Annotated in this window: 21 protein-coding genes; 17 read left to right on the top strand and 4 right to left on the bottom strand. The window is 66.0% G+C overall.

Annotated elements, in window-relative coordinates:
- Positions 1–36: 36 nt before the first annotated feature.
- Positions 37–822 (top strand): helix-turn-helix transcriptional regulator, encoded by a 786-nt coding sequence (locus ACFLEY_RS25970; protein ID WP_011087640.1) that lies wholly within the window; start codon positions 37–39, stop codon positions 820–822.
- Positions 823–841: 19 nt separating this feature from the next.
- Here the strand turns inward: ACFLEY_RS25970 and ACFLEY_RS25965 are convergent, their stop codons facing one another.
- Positions 842–2,098 (bottom strand): hypothetical protein, encoded by a 1,257-nt coding sequence (locus ACFLEY_RS25965; RefSeq protein ID WP_396604241.1) that lies wholly within the window; start codon positions 2,096–2,098, stop codon positions 842–844.
- A 218-nt stretch (positions 2,099–2,316) separates the two neighbouring features.
- Between ACFLEY_RS25965 and map the strand changes: the two genes are divergently transcribed.
- Positions 2,317–3,066: a type I methionyl aminopeptidase gene (map, locus tag ACFLEY_RS25960; protein ID WP_060913118.1), complete on the top strand. Its 750-nt coding sequence runs from the start codon at positions 2,317–2,319 to the stop codon at positions 3,064–3,066.
- A 55-nt stretch (positions 3,067–3,121) separates the two neighbouring features.
- On the opposite strand, the gene ACFLEY_RS25955 is transcribed toward map, so the two are convergent.
- A complete protein-coding gene (locus tag ACFLEY_RS25955; RefSeq protein ID WP_060912403.1) occupies positions 3,122–4,441 on the bottom strand; it encodes an MFS transporter in 1,320 nt (439 codons plus the stop codon).
- Positions 4,442–4,693: 252 nt separating this feature from the next.
- Between ACFLEY_RS25955 and ACFLEY_RS25950 the strand changes: the two genes are divergently transcribed.
- On the top strand, positions 4,694–5,509 hold the full coding sequence (locus tag ACFLEY_RS25950; RefSeq protein ID WP_063824293.1) for a transglutaminase-like domain-containing protein: 816 nt from the start codon (positions 4,694–4,696) through the stop codon (positions 5,507–5,509).
- Positions 5,510–5,525: 16 nt separating this feature from the next.
- On the opposite strand, the gene ACFLEY_RS25945 is transcribed toward ACFLEY_RS25950, so the two are convergent.
- Entirely contained in the window at positions 5,526–5,780 is a 255-nt protein-coding gene (locus tag ACFLEY_RS25945; RefSeq protein WP_060912401.1) for a DUF3551 domain-containing protein, read from the bottom strand.
- A gap of 1 nt (position 5,781) precedes the next feature.
- Complete coding sequence (locus tag ACFLEY_RS25940) at positions 5,782–6,090, bottom strand: DUF3551 domain-containing protein (RefSeq protein WP_060912400.1); 309 nt, start codon at positions 6,088–6,090, stop codon at positions 5,782–5,784.
- A gap of 255 nt (positions 6,091–6,345) precedes the next feature.
- Between ACFLEY_RS25940 and ACFLEY_RS25935 the strand changes: the two genes are divergently transcribed.
- The 14 genes from ACFLEY_RS25935 (at position 6,346) to rseP (ending at position 23,873) form a co-directional block, all read left to right on the top strand.
- Positions 6,346–7,071 (top strand): outer membrane protein, encoded by a 726-nt coding sequence (locus ACFLEY_RS25935; protein WP_060912399.1) that lies wholly within the window; start codon positions 6,346–6,348, stop codon positions 7,069–7,071.
- 505 nt (positions 7,072–7,576) lie between these two features.
- Positions 7,577–11,080 (top strand): DNA polymerase III subunit alpha, encoded by a 3,504-nt coding sequence (dnaE, locus tag ACFLEY_RS25930; RefSeq protein ID WP_060912398.1) that lies wholly within the window; start codon positions 7,577–7,579, stop codon positions 11,078–11,080.
- A 114-nt stretch (positions 11,081–11,194) separates the two neighbouring features.
- A complete protein-coding gene (locus ACFLEY_RS25925) occupies positions 11,195–11,938 on the top strand; it encodes a carbonic anhydrase (protein ID WP_211433623.1) in 744 nt (247 codons plus the stop codon).
- A 208-nt stretch (positions 11,939–12,146) separates the two neighbouring features.
- Positions 12,147–12,587 carry a DUF2846 domain-containing protein gene (locus tag ACFLEY_RS25920; RefSeq protein WP_309142086.1) on the top strand — a complete coding sequence of 147 codons (441 nt, stop codon included), beginning with the start codon at positions 12,147–12,149 and terminating at the stop codon, positions 12,585–12,587.
- Between the two features lie 59 nt (positions 12,588–12,646).
- A complete protein-coding gene (locus tag ACFLEY_RS25915; RefSeq protein WP_060912395.1) occupies positions 12,647–13,396 on the top strand; it encodes a carbonic anhydrase in 750 nt (249 codons plus the stop codon).
- A 242-nt stretch (positions 13,397–13,638) separates the two neighbouring features.
- A complete protein-coding gene (locus tag ACFLEY_RS25910; protein WP_211433624.1) occupies positions 13,639–16,146 on the top strand; it encodes a caspase family protein in 2,508 nt (835 codons plus the stop codon).
- Positions 16,147–16,378: 232 nt separating this feature from the next.
- Positions 16,379–17,374, top strand: coding sequence for a 30S ribosomal protein S2 (locus ACFLEY_RS25905; protein ID WP_028171749.1), 996 nt, complete (start codon positions 16,379–16,381; stop codon positions 17,372–17,374).
- Positions 17,375–17,507: 133 nt separating this feature from the next.
- Positions 17,508–18,431, top strand: a complete 924-nt coding sequence (tsf, locus tag ACFLEY_RS25900; RefSeq protein ID WP_011087628.1) for a translation elongation factor Ts — start codon at positions 17,508–17,510, stop codon at positions 18,429–18,431.
- A 61-nt stretch (positions 18,432–18,492) separates the two neighbouring features.
- Entirely contained in the window at positions 18,493–19,209 is a 717-nt protein-coding gene (gene pyrH, locus ACFLEY_RS25895; protein WP_027545778.1) for a UMP kinase, read from the top strand.
- A gap of 68 nt (positions 19,210–19,277) precedes the next feature.
- Positions 19,278–19,841 carry a ribosome recycling factor gene (gene frr / locus ACFLEY_RS25890; RefSeq protein ID WP_028171750.1) on the top strand — a complete coding sequence of 188 codons (564 nt, stop codon included), beginning with the start codon at positions 19,278–19,280 and terminating at the stop codon, positions 19,839–19,841.
- Positions 19,842–19,851: 10 nt separating this feature from the next.
- Complete coding sequence (locus tag ACFLEY_RS25885) at positions 19,852–20,610, top strand: isoprenyl transferase (protein WP_011087625.1); 759 nt, start codon at positions 19,852–19,854, stop codon at positions 20,608–20,610.
- A complete protein-coding gene (locus ACFLEY_RS25880) occupies positions 20,607–21,449 on the top strand; it encodes a phosphatidate cytidylyltransferase (RefSeq protein WP_011087624.1) in 843 nt (280 codons plus the stop codon). The genes ACFLEY_RS25885 and ACFLEY_RS25880 overlap by 4 nt, the downstream gene beginning before the upstream one ends.
- Positions 21,450–21,453: 4 nt before the next feature.
- Positions 21,454–22,677, top strand: a complete 1,224-nt coding sequence (dxr, locus tag ACFLEY_RS25875) for a 1-deoxy-D-xylulose-5-phosphate reductoisomerase (RefSeq protein ID WP_011087623.1) — start codon at positions 21,454–21,456, stop codon at positions 22,675–22,677.
- A gap of 44 nt (positions 22,678–22,721) precedes the next feature.
- A complete protein-coding gene (gene rseP, locus ACFLEY_RS25870) occupies positions 22,722–23,873 on the top strand; it encodes an RIP metalloprotease RseP (protein ID WP_011087622.1) in 1,152 nt (383 codons plus the stop codon).
- Positions 23,874–23,983 lie beyond the last annotated feature (110 nt).

Genomic DNA, 23,983 nt, shown 5'->3' with positions numbered 1-23,983 from the left:
AGTATCCTTTAGACCCTCCATCGCGGGAGCGACATCATGGCCGACCCACGCCGCGTCGAATTCGGCGATTTCCTGAGGTCCCGCCGCGAAAAGCTGTCGCCGAAGACCGTCGGGCTCCCGGCGGGCAGGCGGCGGCGCACCGCGGGCCTGCGCCGCGAGGAGGTCGCCCAGCTCGCCGGCATCGGTGTCGACTGGTATATTCGCCTCGAACAGGGCCGCACCGTCAGCCCGTCGGTGACCACCGTCGACGCGCTGGCCCGCGCGCTACGGCTCAGCAAGACCGAGCATGCGCATCTGAAGGCGCTGGCGCGCGACGGCGACAAGCGCGCCTTCACGCGCGAAATCGTGCCGCCGCCGATCCTGCGGATGATCGAGAGCCTGAATCAGCCGGCCTACATTGTCGGACGGCGCTGGGACGTGCTGGCCTGGAACGCCGCCGCGGAGCAGGTGTTTGCGTTTGGGCGATTGCCTGAGGAGGATCGCAACACGCTGCTCCTCGTGATGACCAACAAGCAGACGCGAAAGGCTTACGGCGCGGGCTGGGCGGACGTGGCCAAGCGCATGGTGGCGATGTTCCGGGCCACCCACGACGTCTGGGCCGGCGATCCCGCGTTCGCCGAACTGCTGACGCGGCTGCGGCAGGGCAGCCCGGAATTCGTCAAATGGTGGGAAGCCCACGAGATCCGCAGCACGTCGTCGGGCCTCAAGACCATGTCGCATCCGACCCTCGGCGTGCTGCATTTCGAACACACCAGCTTCCAGGCCAATGACGATCCCGCACTGAAGCTCGTGATCTACACGCCGGTGACGGGCAGAGGCTGATGCATCGCGAGGCCTGAGCTCACGGCGACGGCGTGGCCGGAGGCGTCGTGCCGGCGTTCGGCAGCGTGGCTGGCCAAGGGCTTATCGGGTTGAGCGTCGACAGAGCGCAGGATGATTTGAGCTGTGTCCACACCGACGCCAGGCCCGTCAAGTCGATGTCGAATTTCGTCATGTCCGTCTTGTCGTCCGGCATCGAAATGGTTTCGCGGACATGCAGGGAGCGGGACGCCAGGATCGCCTTGACCATGTCGGGGTCGATGCTGCCGCGCCAGATCTCGACCTTGCCGGAACGTAGCGGAGCCCCTCCGACCTCCCTGTCCGTGCCGGCGTCCGCCGTCACCAGGATCGTGCTCTTGCCGGTGGCTGCTTCGTCGATTTCTCCCGCGAACGTCAGCGGCACGCGTTTCCTGCTTTCGCAAGACAGGCGCCACTCCATCATCCGGAACGAAGCGCCGTTCTCCTTCTTCAAGACCGCGATCTTGCGGACAAACGGGCGCGCTTCCTTCTCCAGCTTCCACATCGACTCGGCAAGCGGTCGGGTGTCGATTCCGAAACGATAGAGCTCGGCGCGCGTCAGCACGTGCAGGTTCTCGTACTTCACGGTCCGGATGAGGGCGTCGAGCTCACGGCTGATCCCCATCGACGCGATGAACGCAGTGCGGTCGCGATCGGCGCTCGCTATGCGGCGCTGCCTCGCCTCGGCGACCACCTGCGGGGGCGGATCCCCACGAAAGCGCAGGACCAGCCTGGAATTATGGACCGCCAGCGCCGCGTCGGGCGCCACCTCGCGGGATGTCGCCCCGAGAAACAGGTAACCGCAGGCCGAGTTGCACATCGCATTGCGCGTGGTGAGCTCTGCCTCGACCTCGCCGCCCGCGTTCTTCACCTTCAGGCAGGTGGCGTCCACCTGGGTGCCCGCTGAGCACGCGGTCGCGGTGGTGTGACCAACCCGGGCGACTGCCTTGCGGCCGCGCAGCAACCGCCCGATCACGTAGGACTGCTCCACGTTGCCGCCGGGCGAATGTAGGTAGATCGGAAGCTGCGTCTCCTTGCCGCCGGTGAGGAAGCGGCGAATGCGCGGCGCGGCGTCCTGATCGATCTGGCCCTCGATGGCAATCCAGCGGTCGCAACCCGGCCCGCACGCGTCGGGCGCTCCCTTGGCGAGATAGATCGTCAGCCTGGATGCAAATCCGGCCTTCTCGGCCGGCGTTCCTTCTGCACGCAAAGCGCCCGGGATCGACAGCAAGGTCACGAGGGGCAGAATACGGGCGAGCATGAACTGACGGGACCACACGCGGCGAAAACAGACGCGAAAGCTATCCGAAGATCGGTGCGATCACAACCTTTGGTGGCGTGTCGGAGCGCCGATTATTCTGCGTCCACGAACGCAACCTCATCCGGCTCCGCATGCGAGGTCTACGAATTCGCGCGGGGCTCGCACGTTTGCAAGTCGAGTTCGCAAGCGCTATGTCCGGGCTTTCGAGAGCGCCCAAGATGACAATCTCCGATGACAACGACCTCACGCGCCTGAAAGAGATCGGGCGCATCGTCGCCAATACCCTTGAGGCGATGGGGAAGGCGCTCGAACCGGGCATGACCACCTCCGAGCTGGACCAGATCGGACGAAGATTCCTGGAGACAGCCGGCGCACGTTCGGCTCCGGAGCTGGCCTATGCCTTCCCGGGGGCGACCTGCATCAGCGTGAACGAGGAGATCGCTCATGGCATCCCCGGTGACCGACGGATCGCGCGTGGCGACCTCGTCAACATCGACGTTTCAGCCGAGAAGAACGGCCTCTTCGCGGATACGGGAGCCTCGTTCGCCGTCCCGCCCGTAACCCGCGCGATCGAACGTCTTTGCAGGGATGGCCGGCGGGCCATGTGGACGGGCCTGCGGCAGGTCGGGGCTGGCAAGCCGATCGCCGGCATCGGCCAAGCCATCGGGACTTTTGCGCGGAAGAACGGCTACAGCCTTGTCAGGAACCTTGCCAGTCACGGTGTCGGCTTGTCGCTCCATGAGGAGCCGACAGAGATCGCAACATGGCCCGATTCCTCCGAACGCCGCATCATGAGCGACGGCCTGGTGTTCACCGTCGAGCCGTTCCTTTCCTTTGCCGCCGAGTGGGCGGAGAATGGCGATGATCCGTGGACGCTCTACAGCAGTCCCGAGGCGCCGACCGTGCAGTACGAGCACACCGTTGTCGCCACCCGGCACGGACCTTTGATCGTTACGATGGCCGGTTGAGGCCGCTCTGGCCAGAGCCCAGGACGCCTCATGCGTTACCCGGCCAGAGGTGACGTCATACCACCGGATCCTTGTGAGAAGCCGAACGGCTCTGGTCATCCGGCGCCAGCGGTGGCGACGGTCTTGCGGCAGCGTTCTTCAGCGGAGCAGCGTCGAGTTCTGAGGTGATCTGGACCGGCGCCGATCCGGCGTCGCGAGAGGCGACGATCCAGATCAGGAAGCCGAGAAGCGCGAGTGCAGCGCCGACGGGGCCGGTGGAGGTCCAGCCCAGCCCCTCGCGAATGGCAAGGCCGCCGAGGAACGGGCCGAGCGCGTTGGCGGTGTTGAACGCCGAATGGTTCAGCGCGGCGGCGAGCGCCTGCGCGTCGCCCGCGACGTCCATCAGCCGGGTCTGGAGGATGGCGCCGAGCGAGACGCCGGCGCCGATCGCGAAGATATCGATCGCCAGCAGCCAGGGATTGCCGGCTGCAAGCGGGAAGACCAGCAGCGCGACCGCCGAGAACAAGAGAATGACGCCCGCCGTCGGCATCAAGGCGCGGTCAGCGAAGCGCGGCACGAACAGATTGCCGAGCGTGGCGCCGACGCCGAACACGGCGAGAAAGAACGGAATCACCGCGGGGCTGACCTTGGTGACCTCGATCAATGTCGTTGCGAGGTAGGTGTAGACGGCGAACATGCCACCGAAGCCGATGGCACCGATCGCCAGCGTGATCCAGACGCGGCCGCTTCTGAGGGCGCCGAGCTCTCGCAGCGGGTCCGACCTGCCGGCCCGGTCGCGCGGAGCGAACAGGGCGCAAAGCAGGACCGTGAGCAGGGCCAGCAGCGACACGAGGCCGAAGCTGGCGCGCCAGCCGACCGTCTGGCCGACCAGGTTGGCCAAGGGCACGCCGATGATCGTGGCGCCAGTCAGGCCGAGCATCACCTGGCCGATCGCCCGCGAGCGGCGATGTTGAGGAACGAGCGAGGCTGCGACCAGCGCGGCGATGCCGAAATAGGCGCCATGCGGCAGCCCTGCGAGAAAACGGGCCGCGATCATCCAGCCAAACCCCGGCGCAAGCGCGGTGAGCGCATTGCCGAGCGCGAACACGGCCATCAGGACCAGGAGCTGCGTACGCCGGGCGAAGCGCGCACCAAGCACGGCGATCAGCGGTGCGCCCAGCACCACGCCGAGCGCGTAGGCACTGATCGCGTGTCCCGCGGTCGGCTCGTCGACCCGAAGATCGGCGGCGAAGAACGGCAGCAGGCTCATCGATGCGAATTCGGTGGTTCCGATCGCAAAGCCGCCCATCGCGAGCGAGAACAGGACGATGGCGAGGTGAGGGCGCGCGGAGGCCGCGGTCGCGTGGGGCGAGGTCGCTTGAGGCGATATCGACATGTGTCCTGCATTGGTGGCGTCAACGGGAACCAGCCCAGCGAACGTCGCCACCCCTGCAAGATTTGTCTCTCGTACTTAAACCGGGATCAGTCTGCGTCAACACCGGAAGCCCAAGGCAGGGCAGACCGCATATCAGTATCCCGATTTGGGTGTGCCACCGCTCGCGCGCGTACGTCATCAGGCATGCGGATCACGTCGTTGTGCGGGAACAGGAGGCTGATAGGATTTGCGTATCCGTGCCGGAATGCCCCGATGACTGAACCCGCAGCGTCCGACTACGCCAGCCATAGCGCGCTCACCGATCCCGGTCCTTACGCCGCGTTGATCAGCGGCCTGCCGCCGGATGCTGCAATTGTGTGCCGCGCCTTGCACGGCCTGCTGATCCACGAAGCATGGATCGAGAGGCAGGGATTGAACCCCGCGGCCTTCGCCGGTCAAAGCCGTGACACGTTGCCAGTGGCCCGGCGCCTGGAGCAACTTCTGACGATCGACTCCAGTCCGCTGACTATCGCCCGATCGGGCGAGTCGAGAGTTTTGAGCACGTGCCGGGACTTTTCATTGATGTTGTGTGGTGTTCTGCGCCACCACGGCGTGCCGGCCCGCGTCCGCTGCGGTTTCGGCAGGTACTTCGCCGGGAATCCCTACGACGATCATTGGGTGTGCGAATATTGGGCTCCGGATGAGCAGCGCTGGGTCCTCGTCGATGCTCAGCTCGACGAAATGCACCGCGATGTCCTCAAATTCGATTTCGAGCCGATCGATGTGCCCCGTACGGAGTTCATCACCGGTATCGAGGCATGGAAGCTATGCCGGACCGGCGCCATCGATCCTGCGCAGCTTGGCCACGGAACGACGACCGGTCTGTTCTTTGCGCGCGTCAACCTCGCGCGCGATCTGCTCGCGCTCGCCGGGATCGAGACCTCGGCATGGGATAATTGGCGCGCCGCGCGCGAACCACATCGCGCGTTGGATGATGCAGCTCTGTCGCAATGTGACGGCATCGCGCAGCGCGGTGAGGCGGGCGCGATCGAGATCGCGCCGTCACTAGGTGCGCCGCCCTGGCAATAGATCGTTCGTTCGTGCCCTAATTGGCGCGGCTCGACTTCCGAGGGCTCCTCGGCCGCTCCTGCGGGAAATACGGGTTCACGACGCATGTCGCGGAGCGGCCGACGGCGAGATATTGGCACTGCCGGAGCGAGGTGTAGCGGCAGTCGAAATAGCCGACGGGGCCGTAGATCTGCATGCAGACGGGATAGCTCGGATCATAGGTCTGCGCGCGCGCAGGTCCGCTCATGAGGAGCGTGCTGATCGCAACGAGCGTGAGGCACGCGCGGCGCATCTCAACGCGGCCAGGAATAGCCCGGCGTCAACCCGCGGGGGCGATTCTGGTAGGCGTAGGGATCATCGCTTTGCCCTCCGAAATACGGGTTCGCGATACAGGTCAGCGCGCGGCCCGATGCGCTCGCCTGACACTGCGTGTAGGTGTCGAACCTGCAATTGCTCAGCCCCGGCCATTCATCGCCGGTCAGGCAGAACGCATGACTGGTTCCGAACGCGCGCGCCGGTGTGCTCGCGATGAACACAAGCGTGAATGTGGCGATTGCGAGCGAAAATGTGGCGACAATGGGGAGGGTGAATAATGCACGCATCTCGAATCTCCAATCACGCGAATGTGCGCGCGACGATGTTACGCGCGTACGCAGTGTATCTCGTGTAGTCGACATTGAAATTGCTGAAAACTCTTGTTTCAAAGGGTTTCCAGCGCGCGCCGATAAATCTTCATTAATGAAGCGCGGCCCTTTGGAGCGAACTGTTGCGTCGCGGTTACAGCAATTCCGTCGATCACTGTTATGACCATGCCCACGGCCCGGGGGCCTACTGAAGAAAACTGGAACGGGATTCAAATGAAGAAGAATTTGTTGCTGGCCGCTGTGAGCCTCGTCGCACTGAGCGCGGCTGCACCGGCGGTGGCTGCTGATCTCGCGGCTCGGCCGTACACCAAGGCGCCTGCGATGGTCGCCGCGATCTACGACTGGAGCGGCTTCTACATCGGCATCAACGGCGGCGGCGGTTCGGCGCACTCGACCTGGGATCTGGTCGGCGGTGGCCGTGAAGGTTCGCACGATGCGACCGGCGGCACGGTCGGTGGCCAGATCGGCTATCGCTGGCAGTCCGGCCAGTGGGTGTTCGGCGTGGAAGGCCAGGGCAACTGGGCCGACTTCTCGGGCGACAACGTCAGCGCGCTGTTCGCGACTCGCAACCGTTCGAAGATCGACTCGTTCGGTCTGATCACCGGGCAGGTCGGCTATGCCTGGAACAACGTGCTCATCTACGTCAAGGGCGGTGCGGCTGTGGCCGGCACCAAGTACGAAGTCTTCAGCACGGCCTCGGGCGCGCTGCTGTCGTCGAACGACCAGACCCGTTGGGGTGGCACGGTGGGTGCCGGCCTCGAGTACGGTTTCGCCCCGAACTGGTCGGTTGGCGTCGAGTACAACCACATCTTCCTGCAGGACAAGGACGTCACCTTCGCGGGTCTCGCGGGTACCGACCGCATCCGTCAGGACGTCGACATGGGCCTCGTCCGCCTGAACTACAAGTTCGGCCCCGGCCAGATGCTCGGCCGCTACTGATACCAATCGCTCATCTTCGAGCGGTTGTCGAAAGCCCCGGCCATCGGCCGGGGCTTTTTTGTTGTTTGAAGTCAGCGAGTTAACCATTCCTTTTTGGGACGTTCAGACGGCTTGACTCTTGAGAACGAAATGAGAACAATGTTCTTCATACGTTCCAGCAAGGGAGCAGGCCATGTTCAGGATTTTCGTGGAAGAAGCCGCCGCACTGGCATCGATCACCCTGTTCGTCGGGATGATCGCAATCTGGGCGCAGGTGATTCCGCAGCTCTAGGGCCGGGGTTTGGACAACCGTTGCCGGGAACTCCTCGGCGCGCCTGGGGAAAAGCGGGACGACGCGGCCGATCGGCCGCTCTGGCGTGGACTCTGCGGCGGCGACGCCCCACCATTGGGCGGCGAGTCGGCAAAGGCGGCTGGGAGGTGGGTGCAGGATACGCCATGATCCCCTCAGCATCCCCTTGGGCCCGGCGACCGTTCCATCCCATCTGCAAGAGGCCGTCACGCGACCATGCCGAGCGCCGGATTTGTCCACCTTCACGTTCACTCGGCCTATTCGCTGCTCAAGGGCTCGATCAAGATCGGCAAGCTCGCCGAGCTCGCCAAGAAGGACCATCAGCCGGCCCTGGCGCTGACCGACACCGACAATCTGTTCGGTGCGCTGGAGTTCTCCGACAAGATGGCGGGCTCCGGCATCCAGCCGATCGTCGGCTGCGAGCTCGCGATCGACTTCGGCGACCAGGATCCGACCGCGCGCAACGCCATTGGCCCCTCGCGCGTGGTGCTGCTGGCGGCGCAGGAGCGCGGCTATCGCAGCCTGATGCGGCTGAATTCGCGGGCGTTCCTGGAGACGCCCGACAGCCATGCCCCGTTCATCAAGTTCGACTGGTTCGACGGCGAGACCGAGGGCCTGATTGCGCTCACCGGCGGCCCTGACGGGCCGATCTCGCTGGCGCTTGCCGGCGGTATGGCCGAACTCGCGGCGACGCGCTGCGAGCGTCTCGCCGGCCTGTTCGGCGACCGGCTCTACATCGAGTTGCAGCGCCACAACATCGACAAGGAGCGGCGCGTCGAAAGCGGCCTGATCGACATCGCCTATGCCAAGGGGCTGCCGCTGGTTGCGACCAACGAGCCATATTTCGCGGCGACCGACGATTACGAGGCGCACGATGCGCTTTTGTGTATCGCCGGCGGCCGGCTGATCGCCGAGAGCGATCGCGTGCAGCTCACGCCGGATCACCGCTTCAAGACCCGCGCCGAGATGGCGGTGCTGTTCGCCGACATTCCGGAGGCGCTGGCCTCGACGGTCGAGATCGCCGAGCGCTGCTCGTTCCGCCCGATGACGCGCAAGCCGATCCTGCCGTTCTTCACGGTCGGCGCTGCCGCAAGCTCCGATGCCGCTGCGGTCGAGGCCGCCGAGTTGAAGCGTCAGGCGGAGGAGGGGCTCGCCAACCGCCTGCGCGTGCACGGCCTGTCGCAGGGCACCACGGAAGAGGACTACAGCAAGCGCCTGGCGTTCGAGCTCGACGTCATCATGCGCATGAAGTACGCGGGCTACTTCCTGATCGTGTCCGACTTCATCAAATGGGCGAAGTCGCAAGGCATTCCGGTCGGACCGGGCCGCGGCTCCGGCGCAGGCTCGCTGGTCGCGTGGGCGCTGACCATCACCGATCTCGACCCGATCAAGTTCGGCCTGCTGTTCGAGCGCTTCCTCAACCCGGAACGCGTCTCGATGCCGGACTTCGACATCGACTTCTGCCAGGACCGCCGCGGCGAGGTGATCCAGTACGTGCAGCAGCGCTACGGTCGCGACCAGGTCGCGCAGATCATCACCTTCGGTACGCTGCAGGCGCGCGGCGTGCTGCGCGACGTCGGCCGCGTGCTGCAAATGCCTTACGGCCAGGTCGACAAGCTGACGAAACTGGTGCCGCAGAATCCGGCCGCGCCGGTGACGCTGGCCGCCGCGATCGAGAGCGAGCCGAAGCTCCAGGCGTTCCGCGACGAGGATCCGGTGGTGGCGCGCGCCTTCGACATCGCCCAGCGCCTCGAAGGTCTGACGCGCCACGCCTCGACGCATGCGGCCGGCATCGTGATCGGCGATCGCCCCCTGAGCGAGCTCGTGCCGCTCTACCGCGATCCCAAATCCGACATGCCGGTGACCCAGTTCAACATGAAATGGGTCGAGCCGGCGGGCCTCGTCAAGTTCGACTTCCTCGGCCTGAAGACGCTGACCGTGCTCGACGTCGCGTGCAAGCTGCTCAAGCCGCGCGACATCCATGTCGATCTCGCGACGCTGCCGATCGACGATGCCGAAAGCTACCAGATGCTGGCGCGCGGCGAGGTGGTCGGCGTGTTCCAGGTTGAAAGCCAGGGCATGCGGCGCGCGTTGGTCGACATGCGGCCCGACCGTTTCGAGGACATCATCGCGCTGGTGGCGCTCTACCGCCCCGGCCCGATGGCGAACATCCCGACGTATTGCTCGCGCAAGCACGGCGACGAGGAGCCGGAATATCTGCATCCCGTGCTGGAGCCGATCCTGAAGGAGACCTTCGGCGTCATCATCTACCAGGAACAGGTGATGCAGATCGCGCAGGTGATGTCGGGCTATTCGCTCGGCGACGCCGACCTGCTGCGCCGCGCCATGGGCAAGAAGATCCGCGCCGAGATGGACAAGCAGCGTGACATCTTCGTCGCCGGCGCGGTGAAGAACGGCGTGCCGAAGGGGCAGGCCGAGACCATCTTCGAGCTGCTGGCGAAGTTCGCCGACTACGGCTTCAACAAGAGCCACGCGGCGGCTTACGCGCTGGTGTCCTACCACACCGCCTACATGAAGGCGCATTATCCGGTGGAGTTCATCGCAGCGTCGATGACGCTCGATCTCAACAACACCGACAAGCTCTCCGAATTCCGCTCCGAGGCGCAGCGCCTCGGCATCAAGGTCGAGCCGCCGAACGTCAACCGGTCGGGTGCGACCTTCGAGGTCGGAGAGAAGACCATCTACTACGCGCTCGCCGCGCTCAAGGGCGTCGGCATCCAGGCGATCGACCAGATCATCGAGGAGCGCACCAAGAACGGGCTGTTCACCTCGCTCGCCGACTTCGCCGCGCGGGTCAATCCGCGTGCGATCAACAAGCGCATCATCGAGAGTCTCGCCGCCGCCGGCGCCTTCGACACGCTGGAGCCGAACCGCGCGCGCGTCTTCGCCGGCGCGGACGCGATCCTCGCCGCCTGCCAGCGCGCGCATGAGGCCGCGACCATCGGCCAGAACGACATGTTCGGCATGTCGGCGGACGCGCCGACCATCATGCTGCCGCAGATCGAGGCATGGCTGCCGGCCGAGCGGCTGCGCCGCGAATACGACGCGATCGGCTTCTTCCTGTCCGGCCATCCGCTCGACGATTACGCCACCGTGCTGAAGCGCCTGCGGGTGCAGAGCTGGGCGGAATTCTCGCGCGCGGTGAAGACCGGCGCCACCGCCGGCAAGGTCGCGGCCACCGTGGTCTCGCGCATGGAACGGCGCACCAAGACCGGCAACAAGATGGGCATCATGGGGCTCTCCGATCCCACGGGCCACTTCGAGGCGGTGCTGTTCTCGGAAGGCCTTGCGCAATATCGCGACGTGCTCGAGCCGGGGGCGGCCGTGCTGCTCCAGCTTGGCGCCGAGCTCCAGGGCGAAGACGTGCGCGCCCGCGTGCTGCATGCCGAGCCGCTCGACGATGCCGCGGCCAAGACGCAGAAGGGCCTGCGCATCTTCCTGCGCGACACCAAGGCGCTGGAATCGATCGCCAAGCGTCTCGCCGGCCCCGAGATGGCGTCCTCGAACGGCGCCGCGCCAAAGGTCGGCAGCCCGGGGATTGCGCCGCGCTCCAACGGCGACGGCGAGGTCTCGCTTGTGATGATGCTCGACCTCGAGACCGAGGTGGAGATGAAGCTGCCCGGCCGCTTCAAGGTCTCGCCGCAGATCGCCGGCGCGATCAAGGCGGTCGCGGGCGTGGTGGACGTGCAGCAGCTCTGACGTTGCACGCGCCGCCGCAAACCAAAGCTTAACTATCAAGTTCACACCTGGTTTCGAAGTCTGCCGCGCGCAGCTATCAGTTGTTTCCCGGCGCGAGACCAAGGAAGAAGAATCATGTGTGACAAATGCTCCGAAAATCTGCATCAATCGGTTGCTCCCTCCCGACGCTCGATGATGCTTTTCGCCGCCTCCGCGCTCGGGGTGGCAGCGTTTGGCGGGCCTGCGGTGGCCAAGGAGGCGAAAGCGCCGCCGAAACCTCAGAACGTGCTGTCGCCCGATGCGGCGCTCAAACGGCTGATGGACGGCAATTCGCGCTACGTATCGGGTGTGTCGCGCCGTCACGACTTCGCGCACGAGCGCGAGGCATTGGTCGGCGGTCAGAATCCCTACGCTGCCGTTCTGAGCTGCGCCGATTCGCGGATCGCGCCTGAATATGCCTTCGACAGCGGACGCGGAGACCTGTTCGTGTGCCGCGTCGCCGGAAATTTTGCCGGCGATGAGACCGTTGCGAGCATGGAGTACACCGTCGCCGTGCTCGGCACGCCCCTGATCCTGGTGCTCGGCCACGACAATTGCGGCGCCGTCGACGCGACGATCAAGTCGCTCAAGGACGACAAGCCGCTGCCGGGACATATCCCTTCGCTGGTCTCCGCGATCGCACCGGCGGTGAAGACCGCTGCTCAGCAGAGCGGGAATGCGCTCGACAATGCCATCCGTCAGAATGTCATCGACAACGTGGCCAAGCTGAAATCGGCTGCGCCGATCCTCAATGCGGCAGTCGAGCACGGCAAGCTCAAGGTGGTCGGCGGCATCTATCGGCTGAGCACAGGGACCGTCGAATTGCTGGCCCAAGGCTGAGGTTGGTGGCGCGTCTTTCCGGTGGCTTGTCCGCGCGATCCACGCAGTGGTCGTCGGATGTTGTTGCAACCCTGCGCTGATTTTGGCTAGCATACACCCGGGGAATGGACTGGGGTGTGCGATGCTGCGATGGGGCGCGTTGGTGGTGACCGCTGGCGTCATGTTGGCGGGGTGCGTGAGCGATCAGGTCGGAACGGACTTCGCATCCGTGTCAAAGAAGATCGGACCTCCGCGCGCGGGGCAGTCGCGCGTGGTGTTCCTGCAGGACAAGCGCAACGGCCTCAGCATGGCGTTTTGCGCCTGCGAGGTGAAGCTCGACGGTGCGCCGATGGGTAAGGTGCTCGCCGGCAAATATGCCTACGCCGATCGTCCGGCCGGCCGTCACGACGTGCTGGTGACCGAGCTGATGTTTCCCGGCGACACAAAGCGCGAGATCGTGATGGAATCCGGCCGAACGCACTTCTACCTCATCAAGAGCAGTGCCAGGCACGATGCCGCCACGGGCGGGGCGGTGCTTGGCGGGCTGGCCGGGCTTGCGGTGGTTTCCGTCGCGACGGCTGGCGAGACCAATCCCGGGCCCGCCGAGCTCGTTGCGCTGGATGAGGCGACCGCGCGAACGAAGCTCGCGGAATTGCAGGCCGTCGAGTAAGATGCGCGGCACGATTGCCGCTGCATCAACGACGGCGGCTCGATGGGCAGGAGCGAGGCATGTGCGAGAATTGCGGCAGTGTTCGCGGCGTCCACATCCGCCCTTCGCGGAGATCGCTCATCCACTTCACTGTCTCCGCGATCGGCCTGGCCTTCGCCGGCACAGCCTTCGCCAAGGAGGCCAAGGAGGCCAAGGCGCCGCCCAAGCCGCAAAACGTGCTGGCGCCCGATGCGGCGTTGAAGCGGCTGATGGAGGGCAATGCGCGTTATGTCGAAGGCGTGTCGCGGCGGCACGATTTCAAGCATGAGCGCGAGGCGCTGGCCGGCGGCCAGAACCCGTTCGCGGCCGTGCTGAGCTGCGCCGACTCGCGCATCGCGCCTGAATACGCCTTCGACACCGGCCGCGGCGACCTGTTCGTCTGCCGCGTCGCCGGAAATTTTGCCGGCACCGAGACCATCGCCAGCATGGAATATGCCGTTGCCGTGCTCGGCGCGCCGCTGATCCTCGTGCTCGGCCATGACAGCTGCGGCGCGGTCGATGCGACGCTGAAGGCGATCAAGGACAACACCTCGCCGCCCGGCCACATCCCCTCGCTGATCGATGCGATCGCGCCCGCCGCCAAGGCTGCGATGCAGCAGGGCGGGGACGTGCTCGACAAGGCGACCCGGCAGAACGTGATCGACAACGTCGCCAAGCTGAAGTCGGCCGCACCGATCCTCAATGCGGCCGTGGAGCAGGGCAAGCTGAAGGTGATGGGTGGCATCTATCGGCTCACGACGGGAACGGTCGATCTGATCGCACAAGGCTGATCGCGCTAGGCTGAGCGAGCAGGACCGATCGCGCAAGGCTGAGCAAGACTGCCGCAACGCGGTTGCCGGGCGGTCGAGAAGCTGACGTGGGCCTGACGAAAGGCGCCTGGACGACAGGCGCCTTTCGGCGGCGGCCTGCGTCATGCCGCCGCCTCAATCCGGGCCTTTCGTTCAAGCGCCATTCAGCCAGCCGCGCGTCTGATGCGTGTTGGCAGCTCAACAACAAAGCGGGCAAGCAAGCCATGCGTGGGACCCACAAGGCCTTCCTCTGTTTCCTCTTGCCGATCTTGTTCCTTGCCGCGGGCGCGCTGGAGCCGGCGCGCGCGCAGCAGCAGGAAAAGCGAATCGCGCTCGTGGTCGGCAACGGCGCCTATGCCAAGTCGCCGCTGGCGACGACCGCGAACGATGCCGGCCTGATCGCGCAGACGCTGCAGGCGGCGGGCTTCGACGTCGTCGGCGCGCGGGATCTCGACGGCGACACGCTGCGCAAGAGCTTTCGCGATTTCATCCAGAAGGCGCAGGCCTCCGGCCCGGGGACCGTCGCGATGGTCTATCTCGCCGGCTACGGCGTGCAGCTTGCCGGCGAGAACTATTTCATCCCGGTCGATTCCAACATCACCCGCGACACCGACATCCCGACCGAGGCCCTGCGCATCAGCGACTATGCGCGCCAGCTTGCGGCGATTCCGCTCAAGGCCAACATCGTGGTGCTCGACGCGGCCCGCGCGCAGCCCTTCATCGAGGGCGGCCAGCCGATCGCGAGCGGGCTGGCGCTGGTCGAGCCCGATCAGAACATGCTGATCGCCTTCAATGCCGCGCCCGGCACGGTGGCGCCGGAGGAGCCGGGGCCCTACGGCATCTATGCGCAGTCGCTGGCGGAGATGATCCGCACCGGCGGCCTGCCGCTGCCTGACGTGTTCGATCGCGTCCGCCTGCGTGTCAACGAGGCCTCCAAGGGCGCGCAGGTACCCTGGAACGAGCAGAAGATATCGGCGCCATTCTCATTCTTCGATCGCGGGCCCGACGCGCCGCCGCCGGAGGCCTCGGCCGCCCAGGTCGCCGCGATCCGCAACAAGCCGATCCGCGATCTCGGTGTGCAAGACGCCTACGCCGCCGCGCTGGAGCGCGACACGCTGCCGGCCTATGAGGAATTTCTCGCGGCCTATCCGACCGATCCGATGTCCAAGCGCGTGATGGCGATCGTTGCGGCGCGCCGCGAGGCGATCACCTGGCGGCGGACTTATCGCACCGACACGCCGGAAGCCTATTGGTCGTATCTGCGCCGCTATCCGCGCGGGCCGCATGCAGGCGATGCGCGCCGTCGCCTCGCGATCCTCACCGCGCCGGCCGAGCCGCCGCCGAGCTTCGCGATGATCGACTATGACGTGCCGCCGCCGCCGCCGGAGGAGGTGGTCTATGTCGACCGTCCCGTGCTGTACTTCAGCGATCCCGATTTTGGCTTCGCGCCGCCACCACCGCCGCCGGTCTACTATCTGCCGCCGCCGCCGCCGGATTTCGTCGTGCTCGAGCCGCCGCTGCCTGTGGTCGGCCTGTTCGTGTTGCCGCAGCCGATGTTCGTGCCGATCCCGGTGTTCGTCAGGCCGCCGGTCTATGTCGCGCCGCCGCCGAACAACATCATCTTCAACAACATCCATAACACCACGGTCATCAACACCGTGATCAACCGGCCTCCCGCCCCGCCGCCGGCGGGTGGGGGAGGAGGAGGGACCGGGCCTGGCAATCTGACGCCGGCGATTGCCGGCCGCGCCAACCCGGTAGCACCGATGTTGCCGCAAGCCGCTACGCAGCGCGCGGCTCTGATCCAGCAGGGCAAGGCGCCGATGCCGCTGAGCGCGACGGTCCAGCCGACGGCGAGGCCCGGGATACCTCCCGGGACGCCGGCCAATGTCGCGCCAAATGCGCGACCAAGTGCGCTACCTGGTGGCCTCCCAGGTACAGCACCGAACGTCGCGCCGCAGACCAGGTTGCCTGCCGCCAACACGCTGCCGGTTCCGGGCTCCCATGGTGGGCCGCCGGCGCCGCCGGCAGGGGCAGCAGGGACTCTGCCGGGCGGAAAGCCCTTGCCGTCGACGGCAACTGCACCCGGCACGACCCTGCCGACGCATCCGGGGGCGCCGACCACGGCTGCGCCCGGCACAACGCCGCCGCCCCATCTTGGTGCGCCAACGGCCGCCGCTCCGACCACCGGTGCGCCCACCACGACAAATCCGGCCGTTGTGCCCGGCCAACCGCCCAAGCCCCCGGTCGCGCAGACCCCGCCCGGGGCCGGGCCTGCCGACCGTGCCAAGTCCGCAACCCGTGAGCCGGCCGGCCCGCCGCCTGCTGCCGCGGGAAAACCGGTCGTACCGCCTCCGTCAGCAGTGCACGAGCCGATCAGGCCGCAGGCTCACCCGCCGGCCCCGGCGCAGGCGGCCAAGCCAGCAGCACCGCCCCCGCGGCCCCAGGCCGTGGCGCGGCCCACGCCGCCACCTCCGCCGCGCGTGTCGGCGCCGCCGCCACGGATGGCTGCACCTCCGCCGCCACGCCCCGCTCCGCCGGTGGCAGTGGCGCGTCCGGCGCCCCCGCCAATGGCTCGGCCCGCGCCGCCCCCGCCGGTAGCCCGGCCGGCGCCCCCGCCGCCGCCTCGGGTGGCCGTTGCACCTCCGCCGCGTCCGGCGGCACCTCCGCCCCGCCCAGCGGCCCCGCCGCCGGCGGCCAAGAAGTGCCCGCCGAACCAGCCCAAGTGCTAGGCAAGCGCTAGTCCAGCGCCAGAGCTTGGCGCGGTCTTTACGGAAGGGGGGCCATTCGCGGGCGAAACCGCCCGCGAATGGCCCTTATTTCCTTGCTTCTGGTCGAAATCGCGCTATATAGCGCGCCATCTCACACGGAAGCATGGCTCACAAGGCCGTCCGGTGGCAGCCGGGGCGCAACGCTCCGTTTTGCTCACACGCTTCCGGAGGAACCAACCGGAGAATTATAACAATGGCGCTACCCGACTTCACCATGCGTCAGCTTTTGGAAGCTGGCGTGCACTTTGGTCACCAGTCTCACCGCTGGAATCCGAAAATGGCGCCGTTCATTTTCGGCACCCGTAACAACATCCACATCGTCGATCTCGCCCAGACCGTGCCGATGCTGCACCACGCCCTCCAGGCCGTCAGCGACACGGTTGCCAAGGGCGGCCGCATCCTGTTCGTCGGCACCAAGCGCCAGGCACAGGACGGCGTTGCGGACGCGGCCAAGCGCTGCGCGCAGTATTTCGTCAACTCGCGCTGGCTCGGCGGCACGCTGACCAACTGGAAGACGATCTCGGCTTCGATCAAACGCCTGCGTCACCTCGACGACGTGCTCTCGGGCGGCGAAGCCAATTCGTACACGAAGAAGGAGCGCCTGACGCTTCAGCGCGAGCGCGACAAGCTCGACCGCTCGCTCGGCGGCATCAAGGACATGGGCGGTCTGCCCGACCTGATCTTCGTGATCGACACCAACAAGGAAGACATCGCGATCCAGGAGGCCCAGCGCCTCAACATCCCGGTCGCCGCGATCGTCGACACCAATTCGGACCCGAAGGGCATCACCTATGTGGTGCCGGGCAATGACGACGCCGGCCGCGCGATCTCGCTCTATTGCGACCTGATCGCGCGTGCGGCGATCGACGGCATCTCGCGCGCCCAGGGCGATTCGGGCATCGACATCGGTGCTTCGGCCCGTCCGCTCGCCGAAGAGCTGCCGGCGGCCTCCTCGAGCGGCTTCCAGGGCCTTGCTGGTCCCCGCGGCACCGCCGACGACCTCAAGAAGCTCCCGGGCGTGTCGGGCGCGATCGAGAAGAAGTTCAACGACCTCGGCATCTTCCACTTCTGGCAGCTCGCCGAGCTCGATCACGACACCGCGCACACGATCGGCGAAGAAGTCGGTCTGCCGAGCCGTGCGGATGCCTGGGTGGCCAAGGCCAAGGCGCTGACCGCGGAAGCGGAATAGTCAAAAAGAGCGATGGGTTGGCCGGATAGACTCCGGCCACCATTTCAGTTGACGCGAATTCCTGAGATGGACCGCGGCGGGGCAATTTGATGCCACGCCGCGGCAAACCGGCAGGCACAAAGGATATTCAACGATGGCAACGATCACAGCTGCGATGGTCAAGGACCTGCGCGAGTCGACCGGCGCGGGCATGATGGACTGCAAGGCCGCACTGACCGAAAACGACGGCAACATGGAAGCGGCGCAGGATTGGCTGCGCAAGAAGGGCCTTTCGAAGGCCGCCAAGAAGTCGGGCCGCGTCGCGGCCGAGGGCCTCATCGGCGCGCTCACCAAGGGTACCAAGGGCGTCGTGGTCGAGGTCAACTCCGAGACCGACTTCGTTGCGCGCAACGGCCAGTTCCAGGGCCTGGTCAAGATGATCGCCCAGGTTGCGTTCGACGTCGGCGCCGATGTCGAGAAGATCAAGGCCGCCAAGGTCGGCGACGTCACGATCGAAACCGCGATCAATGACGCGATCGCAACCATCGGCGAGAACATGACGCTGCGCCGCGCAGCTTCGCTCGAAGTGAGCCAGGGCGTGGTGTCGCACTACGTCCACGGTGCGGTCATCGACGGTGCCGGCAAGATGGGCGTGATCGTGGCGCTGGAATCGCCGGGCAAGGCCGACGAGCTTGCCGCGCTCGGCCGCCAGATCGCGATGCATGTCGCCGCCGCCAACCCGCTGGCGCTCGATCCGTCCGGCCTCGATCCGGCGGTCGTCAAGCGCGAGAAGGACGTGCTCGCCGACAAATATCGCCAGCAGGGCAAGCCGGAGAACGTGATCGAGAAGATCGTCGAGTCCGGCCTCAAGACCTACTACAAGGAAGTCTGCCTGCTCGAGCAGGCCTTCATCCACGACACCGGCAAGTCGGTGGCGCAGGCGGTGAAGGAAGCCGAAGGCAAGGTCGGCGGCGCTGTGAAGATTGCGGGCTTTGTGCGCTATGCTCTCGGTGAGGGAATCGAGAAGCAGGAAAGCGACTTCGCAGCCGAGGTCGCTGCGGCCAGCGGCAAGAAGTAAGCGCCGGAACGTTCCTTCCGGCGTGCCGCCGGAAGCGGCGGCCGGACAAGGAAAAGTGCTCATGACTGATCCGGTCTATCGTCGCGTCGTGATCAAGCTGTCCGGCGAATATCTCGCGGGACAGCAGGGGTTTGGCATCGATCAGCCGACCGTCGATCGGGTTGCGGACGATCTGATCGCCGCCCGCCATCTCGGCACCGAGGTTGCGGTCGTGATCGGCGGCGGCAATATCGTGCGCGGCGTCGAGGTGTCCTCGCGCGGCGTCTCGCGCCCGACCGGCGACACCATGGGCATGCTCGCCACCATGATGAACTGCCTCGCGCTAGAAGCGGCGATCGAGCGCAAGGGCACGCCGGCGCGCACGCTGTCGGCCTTCGTCATGCCCGAGATTTCCGAGCTGTTCACCCGGACTGCGGCGCACAAATACCTCGCCGAGGGCCGGATCGTGCTGCTCGGCGGCGGAACCGGCAATCCGTTCTTCACCACCGATACGACCGCGGTGCTGCGCGCCGCCGAGATCGGCGCACAGGCGGTCCTGAAGGCGACCAATGTCGACGGGGTCTACTCGGCCGACCCGAAGAAGGATCCGACCGCCACGCGGTTCGACCGGCTGACGCATTCGCAGGCGATCGAGGGCGGCTACAAGGTGATGGATGCGACCGCCTTCGCGCTTGCCCGCGAGACGTCGCTGCCTATCATCGTGTTCTCGATCGCGGAGCCGGGGTCGATCGGTGCGATTCTGCGTGGCATCGGCCACGGTACCATCGTCGCCGGCTGACGGCTCATCTGGCGCGCCCTGAAGGGAGGGGCGCGGTGAGGTCGCCGGGATTTTGAAGGAGAAACGTGATGCCCACGGGAAATTTCGACCTCAACGAAGTAAAGCGCCGCATGCAAGGCGCCGTCCAGTCCCTCAAGCACGAGCTTGGCGGCTTGCGCACCGGCCGCGCCTCTGCCTCGATGCTCGATCCGGTGCAGGTCGAGGCCTATGGCAGCCACATGCCGCTGAACCAGCTCGCCACCGTCAGCGTGCCCGAGCCGCGCCTGATCTCGGTGCAGGTCTGGGACAAGTCGATGGTCAAGGCGGTGGAGAAGGCGATCGTCGATTCCAATCTCGGCCTGTCGCCTGCGACCGAGGGCCAGGTGCTGCGCCTGCGCATCCCCGAGCTCAACGAGGAGCGGCGCAAGGAGCTCGTCAAGGTCGCGCACAAATACGCGGAGGCCGCCAAGGTCGCCGCGCGTCACGTCCGCCGCGACGGCCTCGACGTTCTGAAGAAGCTCGAGAAGAATCACGAGATGTCGGAGGACGATCAGAAGCGTCATGCCGACGAGGTCCAGAAGGTGACCGACGGCACGATCGCCGAGATCGACCAGCTGCTGGCCGCCAAGGAAAAAGAAATCCTCACCGTCTGAGGCTGCCGTCATGTCCAACGCCGCCGCGCCCGCAACGGAAGGACCCGATCGGTCCGACGCGCCTGCGCATGTCGCCATCATCATGGATGGCAACGGGCGTTGGGCCGCCGCGCGCGGTTTGCCGCGGGCCGAAGGTCATCGCCGCGGCGTGGAGGCCTTGCGCCGCGTGGTGCGCGCCTCGCACGAGCTCGGCATCCGCTATCTCACCATCTTCTCGTTCTCGTCGGAGAACTGGTCGCGTCCGGCGAGCGAGATCGGCGATCTGTTCGGCCTGCTCAGGCGGTTCATCCGCAACGATCTCGCGAGCCTGCATCGCGACGGCGTCAAGGTCCGCATCATCGGCGAGCGCGACGGGCTCGAGAGCGACATCTGCGCGCTGCTCAACGAGGCCGAGGAACTGACGCGCGACAATTCGCGTCTCACGCTCGTCGTCGCCTTCAACTACGGCTCGCGGCAGGAGATCGCGAAGGCGGCACAGAAGCTCGCGCGCGAGGTCGCGGAGGGCAGGCGCGATCCTGCCACGATCGACGCCGAGACGCTTGGGGCGCATCTCGATGCGCCCGACATTCCCGATCCCGATCTCATCATCCGCACCAGCGGCGAGCAGCGCCTGTCCAACTTCCTGATGTGGCAGGCGGCCTATAGCGAGCTCGTGTTCGTGCCGATCCACTGGCCCGATTTCGACAAGGCGGCGCTGGAAGGCGCGATCGCCGAATTCGCCAGGCGCGAGCGCCGTTTCGGCGGCCTGGTCGCGAAAACCGCCTCGTGAGCGAACCCGAGACCGTACCGGCTGGCTCGAAGCCTGCCCCAAGCAATCTCGTGATGCGGGTCCTCGCAGCGCTGGTGCTGGCGCCGCTTGCCATTGCGCTCGCTTATGCCGGCGGCTGGCTGTGGGCGCTCCTCGTCACGCTGGTGTCGATCGGGCTGTTCGCGGAATGGCTGATGGTGGTGGGCGCGGGGTCCGTTGCGCTGACCGCGTGCGGAACGATCGTCCTCGCCATCATGGGCTTCTGCGTCGCCTTCGGCGCGCTCAAGACCGCAATCGTCACCGGCCTCGTTGGCGGGGCCATCGTGACGCTGATCGCGCGAGGCAAGTTCGTCTGGGCGGCCGCCGGATTCGCCTATGCATCGGCGGCGCTGCTGGCCTCGATCCTGGTACGGCAGGATCTCGTGAACGGCTTTGCCGCGCTGATGTTCGTGCTGCTCGTGGTGTGGGTGACCGACATTGGCGGCTATTTCGCCGGCCGCGGCATTGGCGGACCGAAGCTGTGGCCGCGCGTGAGCCCGAAGAAGACCTGGGCCGGCGCGCTCGGCGGCTTTGCCGCCAGCCTTGCGGTCGCTGCCGGCTTTGCGGCTTGCGGGCTCGGGAAGGCGGTTCCACTGCTGCTCGTCAGCGCCGTCCTGTCGGTGGTCTCGCAGCTAGGCGATCTCTTCGAATCCGCGGTGAAGCGGCGCTTCGGTGTCAAGGATTCCAGTCACTTAATTCCCGGCCATGGCGGTCTACTGGACCGTCTGGACGGTTTTGTCGCCGCCATCCTGGCGGCATGGATTATCGGCTTTCTCCGCCATGGTGTGCATAGCGCCGGAAGCGGTCTTGTGGTTTGGTGAGGATATGAGCGCGGTCCCATTGCGTAACAATAAGGCTGCGGCGTCTGCCGTCCGCAGCGTCACGGTTCTCGGTGCCACCGGCTCGATCGGCGACAGCACGATGGATCTGCTGCGCGCCTCTCCCGAACGCTACCGTGTCGAGGCGCTGACGGCGAACGGCAATGTCGAAGCGCTGGCGAAGCTCGCGAAGGAGTTTTCGGCGCGCTTCGTGGCGATCGCCGACACCTCCAAGTTCGCCGAGCTCAAGGCTGCACTTGCGGGCACGAGCACCGAATGCGGCGCCGGCGAAAGCGCGGTGATCGAGGCCGGCGCGCGTCCGGCCGATTGGGTGATGGCTGCCGTGAGCGGCGCCGCCGGACTGAAGCCGGCGCTCGCCGCGGTCGATCGCGGCGCGCATGTCGCGCTTGCCAACAAGGAATGCCTCGTCTGCGCCGGCGATTTCTTCATGCAGCGCGCGGCGAAGGCCGGCGCCTGCATCCTGCCAGCCGATTCCGAGCATAATGCGCTGTTCCAGGCGCTCGGCTCCGGTAATCGCGACGAGCTGGTCCGTGTCATCATCACGGCATCCGGCGGTCCGTTCCGGACCTGGAAACCTGCCGACATCGAGCAGGCGACGCTTGCCCAGGCGCTGAAGCATCCGAACTGGAGCATGGGCCAGAAGATCACGATCGATTCCGCCTCGATGATGAACAAGGGGCTCGAGGTGATCGAGGCCTCCTATCTGTTCGCGCTCTCGCCCGACGAGATCGACGTTCTTGTTCATCCGCAGTCGATCATCCACGGCATGGTCGAGTTCTCCGACCGTTCGGTCGTGGCCCAGCTCGGCTCTCCCGACATGCGCACCCCGATCGCCCACTGCCTCGGCTGGCCCGACCGCATCAAGGGACCGGCGGCCAAGCTCGATCTGGCCAAGATCGGCCAGCTGACCTTCGAGGCGCCCGATTTCGAGCGGTTCCCCGGACTACGGCTGGCTTACGATTCGCTCCGGACCGGGAAGGGGGCGACCACGGTGTACAATGCCGCCAACGAGGTCGCGGTCGCCGCCTTCATCGCCGGCAAGATCCGGTTCGGCGCGATTGCCCGGCTGGTGGAGGCGACGTTGGAGGACTGGATCCGCGGCGGGAACCAGACGCCTCTGACGTCCGCCGACGATGCAATCTCTGTTGACCATGTTGCTCGAAATAGAGCTGCCGCCCTATTGCCTCAAATTGCCTTAAAGGCATCCTAGATGGTTCGGGGCCAAGGCCTTGCGGCGCTGGATGAGGGAATTCGATGATCGACTTTTTTGTCCATAGTTTCAATACGTTGAGCCATGGGCTCCTCGGCTACGCAGTTCCCTTCCTGTTCGTCCTGACCATCGTCGTGTTCTTCCATGAACTCGGCCATTTTCTGGTCGCGCGCTGGGCGGGCGTTCGGGTGTTAACCTTCTCGCTCGGCTTCGGGCCTGAGCTGGTCGGTTTCAACGACCGCCATGGCACCCGCTGGAAGATCTCGGCGATCCCGCTCGGCGGTTACGTCAAGTTCTTCGGCGACGAGAGCGAGGCTTCGACGCCGTCGGCCGAGACGCTCGCGGCCATGACGGCCGAGGAGCGCGCCGGCAGCTTCCACCATAAGAAGGTCGGCCCGCGCGCCGCCATCGTCGCGGCCGGACCGATCGCCAATTTCATTCTGGGCGCGCTGATCTTCGCCGGCATGGCCCTGTATTACGGCAAGCCGAGCACGATCGCGCGCGTCGACGGCGTCGTCGCCGATGGCGCGGCGGCTGCGGCCGGCTTCAAGATCGGGGACATCGTCGTCCAGATCGACGGCAAGCCGATCGAGAGCTTTGCCGACATGCAGCGGATCGTGGCGATGAATGCCGGTTCGGCGCTTGCCTTCCAGGTGAAGCGCGACGGCGCCATCGTGTCGCTGACCGCGACGCCGGCGCTGCTCGAGCGCAAGGATCCGTTCGGCAACAGCCACCGCCTCGGCGTGCTGGGCGTCGAGCACAAGTCTCAGGCTGGTGAGGCCTCGACCGCACCGGTCGGGGTCGGTGAGGCGCTCAAGATCGGGGTCGAGCAGGTCTGGTTCATCATCACCAGTACCTTCAAGTTCCTGGGCTCGCTGTTTGTCGGAAACGGCAACCCCAACGAGGTCAGCGGCGTCCTCGGAATCGCGAAGATGTCGGGGCAGGCGGCCAGCGCCGGGTTCCAGTTCGTGATCAACCTCTGCGCGGTGCTGTCGGTGTCGATCGGCCTGCTGAACCTGTTCCCGATCCCGCTGCTGGATGGCGGTCACCTTATGTTCTATGCGGCGGAGGTGGTTCGCGGCCGGCCCCTGTCCGAGCGGACTCAGGAAATGGGGTTCCGAATCGGGCTGGGTTTGGTGCTGATGTTGATGGTGTTTGCGACCTACAACGACATCCTGCGGATGGCAGCTTCCTGATAGGGGCTTTTTTGTGGCGTTGCTGTTAGGCAACGTCTTGGAATGAAATTGAAATTGCGGCGCGCTCGGCCGTTTGCGGCGTCGGTGAAATTGGCTACAAGCGGCCTGAA

It is taken from the genome of Bradyrhizobium sp. YCK136 (assembly GCF_044570075.1).
GTDB classification, from domain to species: domain Bacteria; phylum Pseudomonadota; class Alphaproteobacteria; order Rhizobiales; family Xanthobacteraceae; genus Bradyrhizobium; species Bradyrhizobium diazoefficiens.
This window is presented reverse-complemented; position numbering and strand designations above follow the sequence as displayed.

What these genes read in the sequence shown, in the direction of transcription:
- ACFLEY_RS25885 (WP_011087625.1), top strand. Translation starts at nt 19,852, where the DNA reads ATGTCCAACGCCGCCGCGCCCGCAACGGAAGGACCCGATCGGTCCGAC.
- ACFLEY_RS25925 (WP_211433623.1), top strand. Translation starts at nt 11,195, where the DNA reads ATGTGTGACAAATGCTCCGAAAATCTGCATCAATCGGTTGCTCCCTCC.
- ACFLEY_RS25945 (WP_060912401.1), bottom strand. Translation starts at nt 5,780, where the DNA reads ATGCGCCGCGCGTGCCTCACGCTCGTTGCGATCAGCACGCTCCTCATG.
- ACFLEY_RS25955 (WP_060912403.1), bottom strand. Translation starts at nt 4,441, where the DNA reads ATGTCGATATCGCCTCAAGCGACCTCGCCCCACGCGACCGCGGCCTCC.
- pyrH (WP_027545778.1), top strand. Translation starts at nt 18,493, where the DNA reads ATGACTGATCCGGTCTATCGTCGCGTCGTGATCAAGCTGTCCGGCGAA.
- tsf (WP_011087628.1), top strand. Translation starts at nt 17,508, where the DNA reads ATGGCAACGATCACAGCTGCGATGGTCAAGGACCTGCGCGAGTCGACC.
- ACFLEY_RS25935 (WP_060912399.1), top strand. Translation starts at nt 6,346, where the DNA reads ATGAAGAAGAATTTGTTGCTGGCCGCTGTGAGCCTCGTCGCACTGAGC.
- ACFLEY_RS25915 (WP_060912395.1), top strand. Translation starts at nt 12,647, where the DNA reads ATGTGCGAGAATTGCGGCAGTGTTCGCGGCGTCCACATCCGCCCTTCG.
- ACFLEY_RS25905 (WP_028171749.1), top strand. Translation starts at nt 16,379, where the DNA reads ATGGCGCTACCCGACTTCACCATGCGTCAGCTTTTGGAAGCTGGCGTG.
- map (WP_060913118.1), top strand. Translation starts at nt 2,317, where the DNA reads ATGACAATCTCCGATGACAACGACCTCACGCGCCTGAAAGAGATCGGG.
- frr (WP_028171750.1), top strand. Translation starts at nt 19,278, where the DNA reads ATGCCCACGGGAAATTTCGACCTCAACGAAGTAAAGCGCCGCATGCAA.
- ACFLEY_RS25970 (WP_011087640.1), top strand. Translation starts at nt 37, where the DNA reads ATGGCCGACCCACGCCGCGTCGAATTCGGCGATTTCCTGAGGTCCCGC.
- dnaE (WP_060912398.1), top strand. Translation starts at nt 7,577, where the DNA reads ATGCCGAGCGCCGGATTTGTCCACCTTCACGTTCACTCGGCCTATTCG.
- ACFLEY_RS25950 (WP_063824293.1), top strand. Translation starts at nt 4,694, where the DNA reads ATGACTGAACCCGCAGCGTCCGACTACGCCAGCCATAGCGCGCTCACC.
- ACFLEY_RS25940 (WP_060912400.1), bottom strand. Translation starts at nt 6,090, where the DNA reads ATGCGTGCATTATTCACCCTCCCCATTGTCGCCACATTTTCGCTCGCA.
- rseP (WP_011087622.1), top strand. Translation starts at nt 22,722, where the DNA reads ATGATCGACTTTTTTGTCCATAGTTTCAATACGTTGAGCCATGGGCTC.
- ACFLEY_RS25910 (WP_211433624.1), top strand. Translation starts at nt 13,639, where the DNA reads ATGCGTGGGACCCACAAGGCCTTCCTCTGTTTCCTCTTGCCGATCTTG.
- dxr (WP_011087623.1), top strand. Translation starts at nt 21,454, where the DNA reads ATGAGCGCGGTCCCATTGCGTAACAATAAGGCTGCGGCGTCTGCCGTC.
- ACFLEY_RS25965 (WP_396604241.1), bottom strand. Translation starts at nt 2,098, where the DNA reads ATGCTCGCCCGTATTCTGCCCCTCGTGACCTTGCTGTCGATCCCGGGC.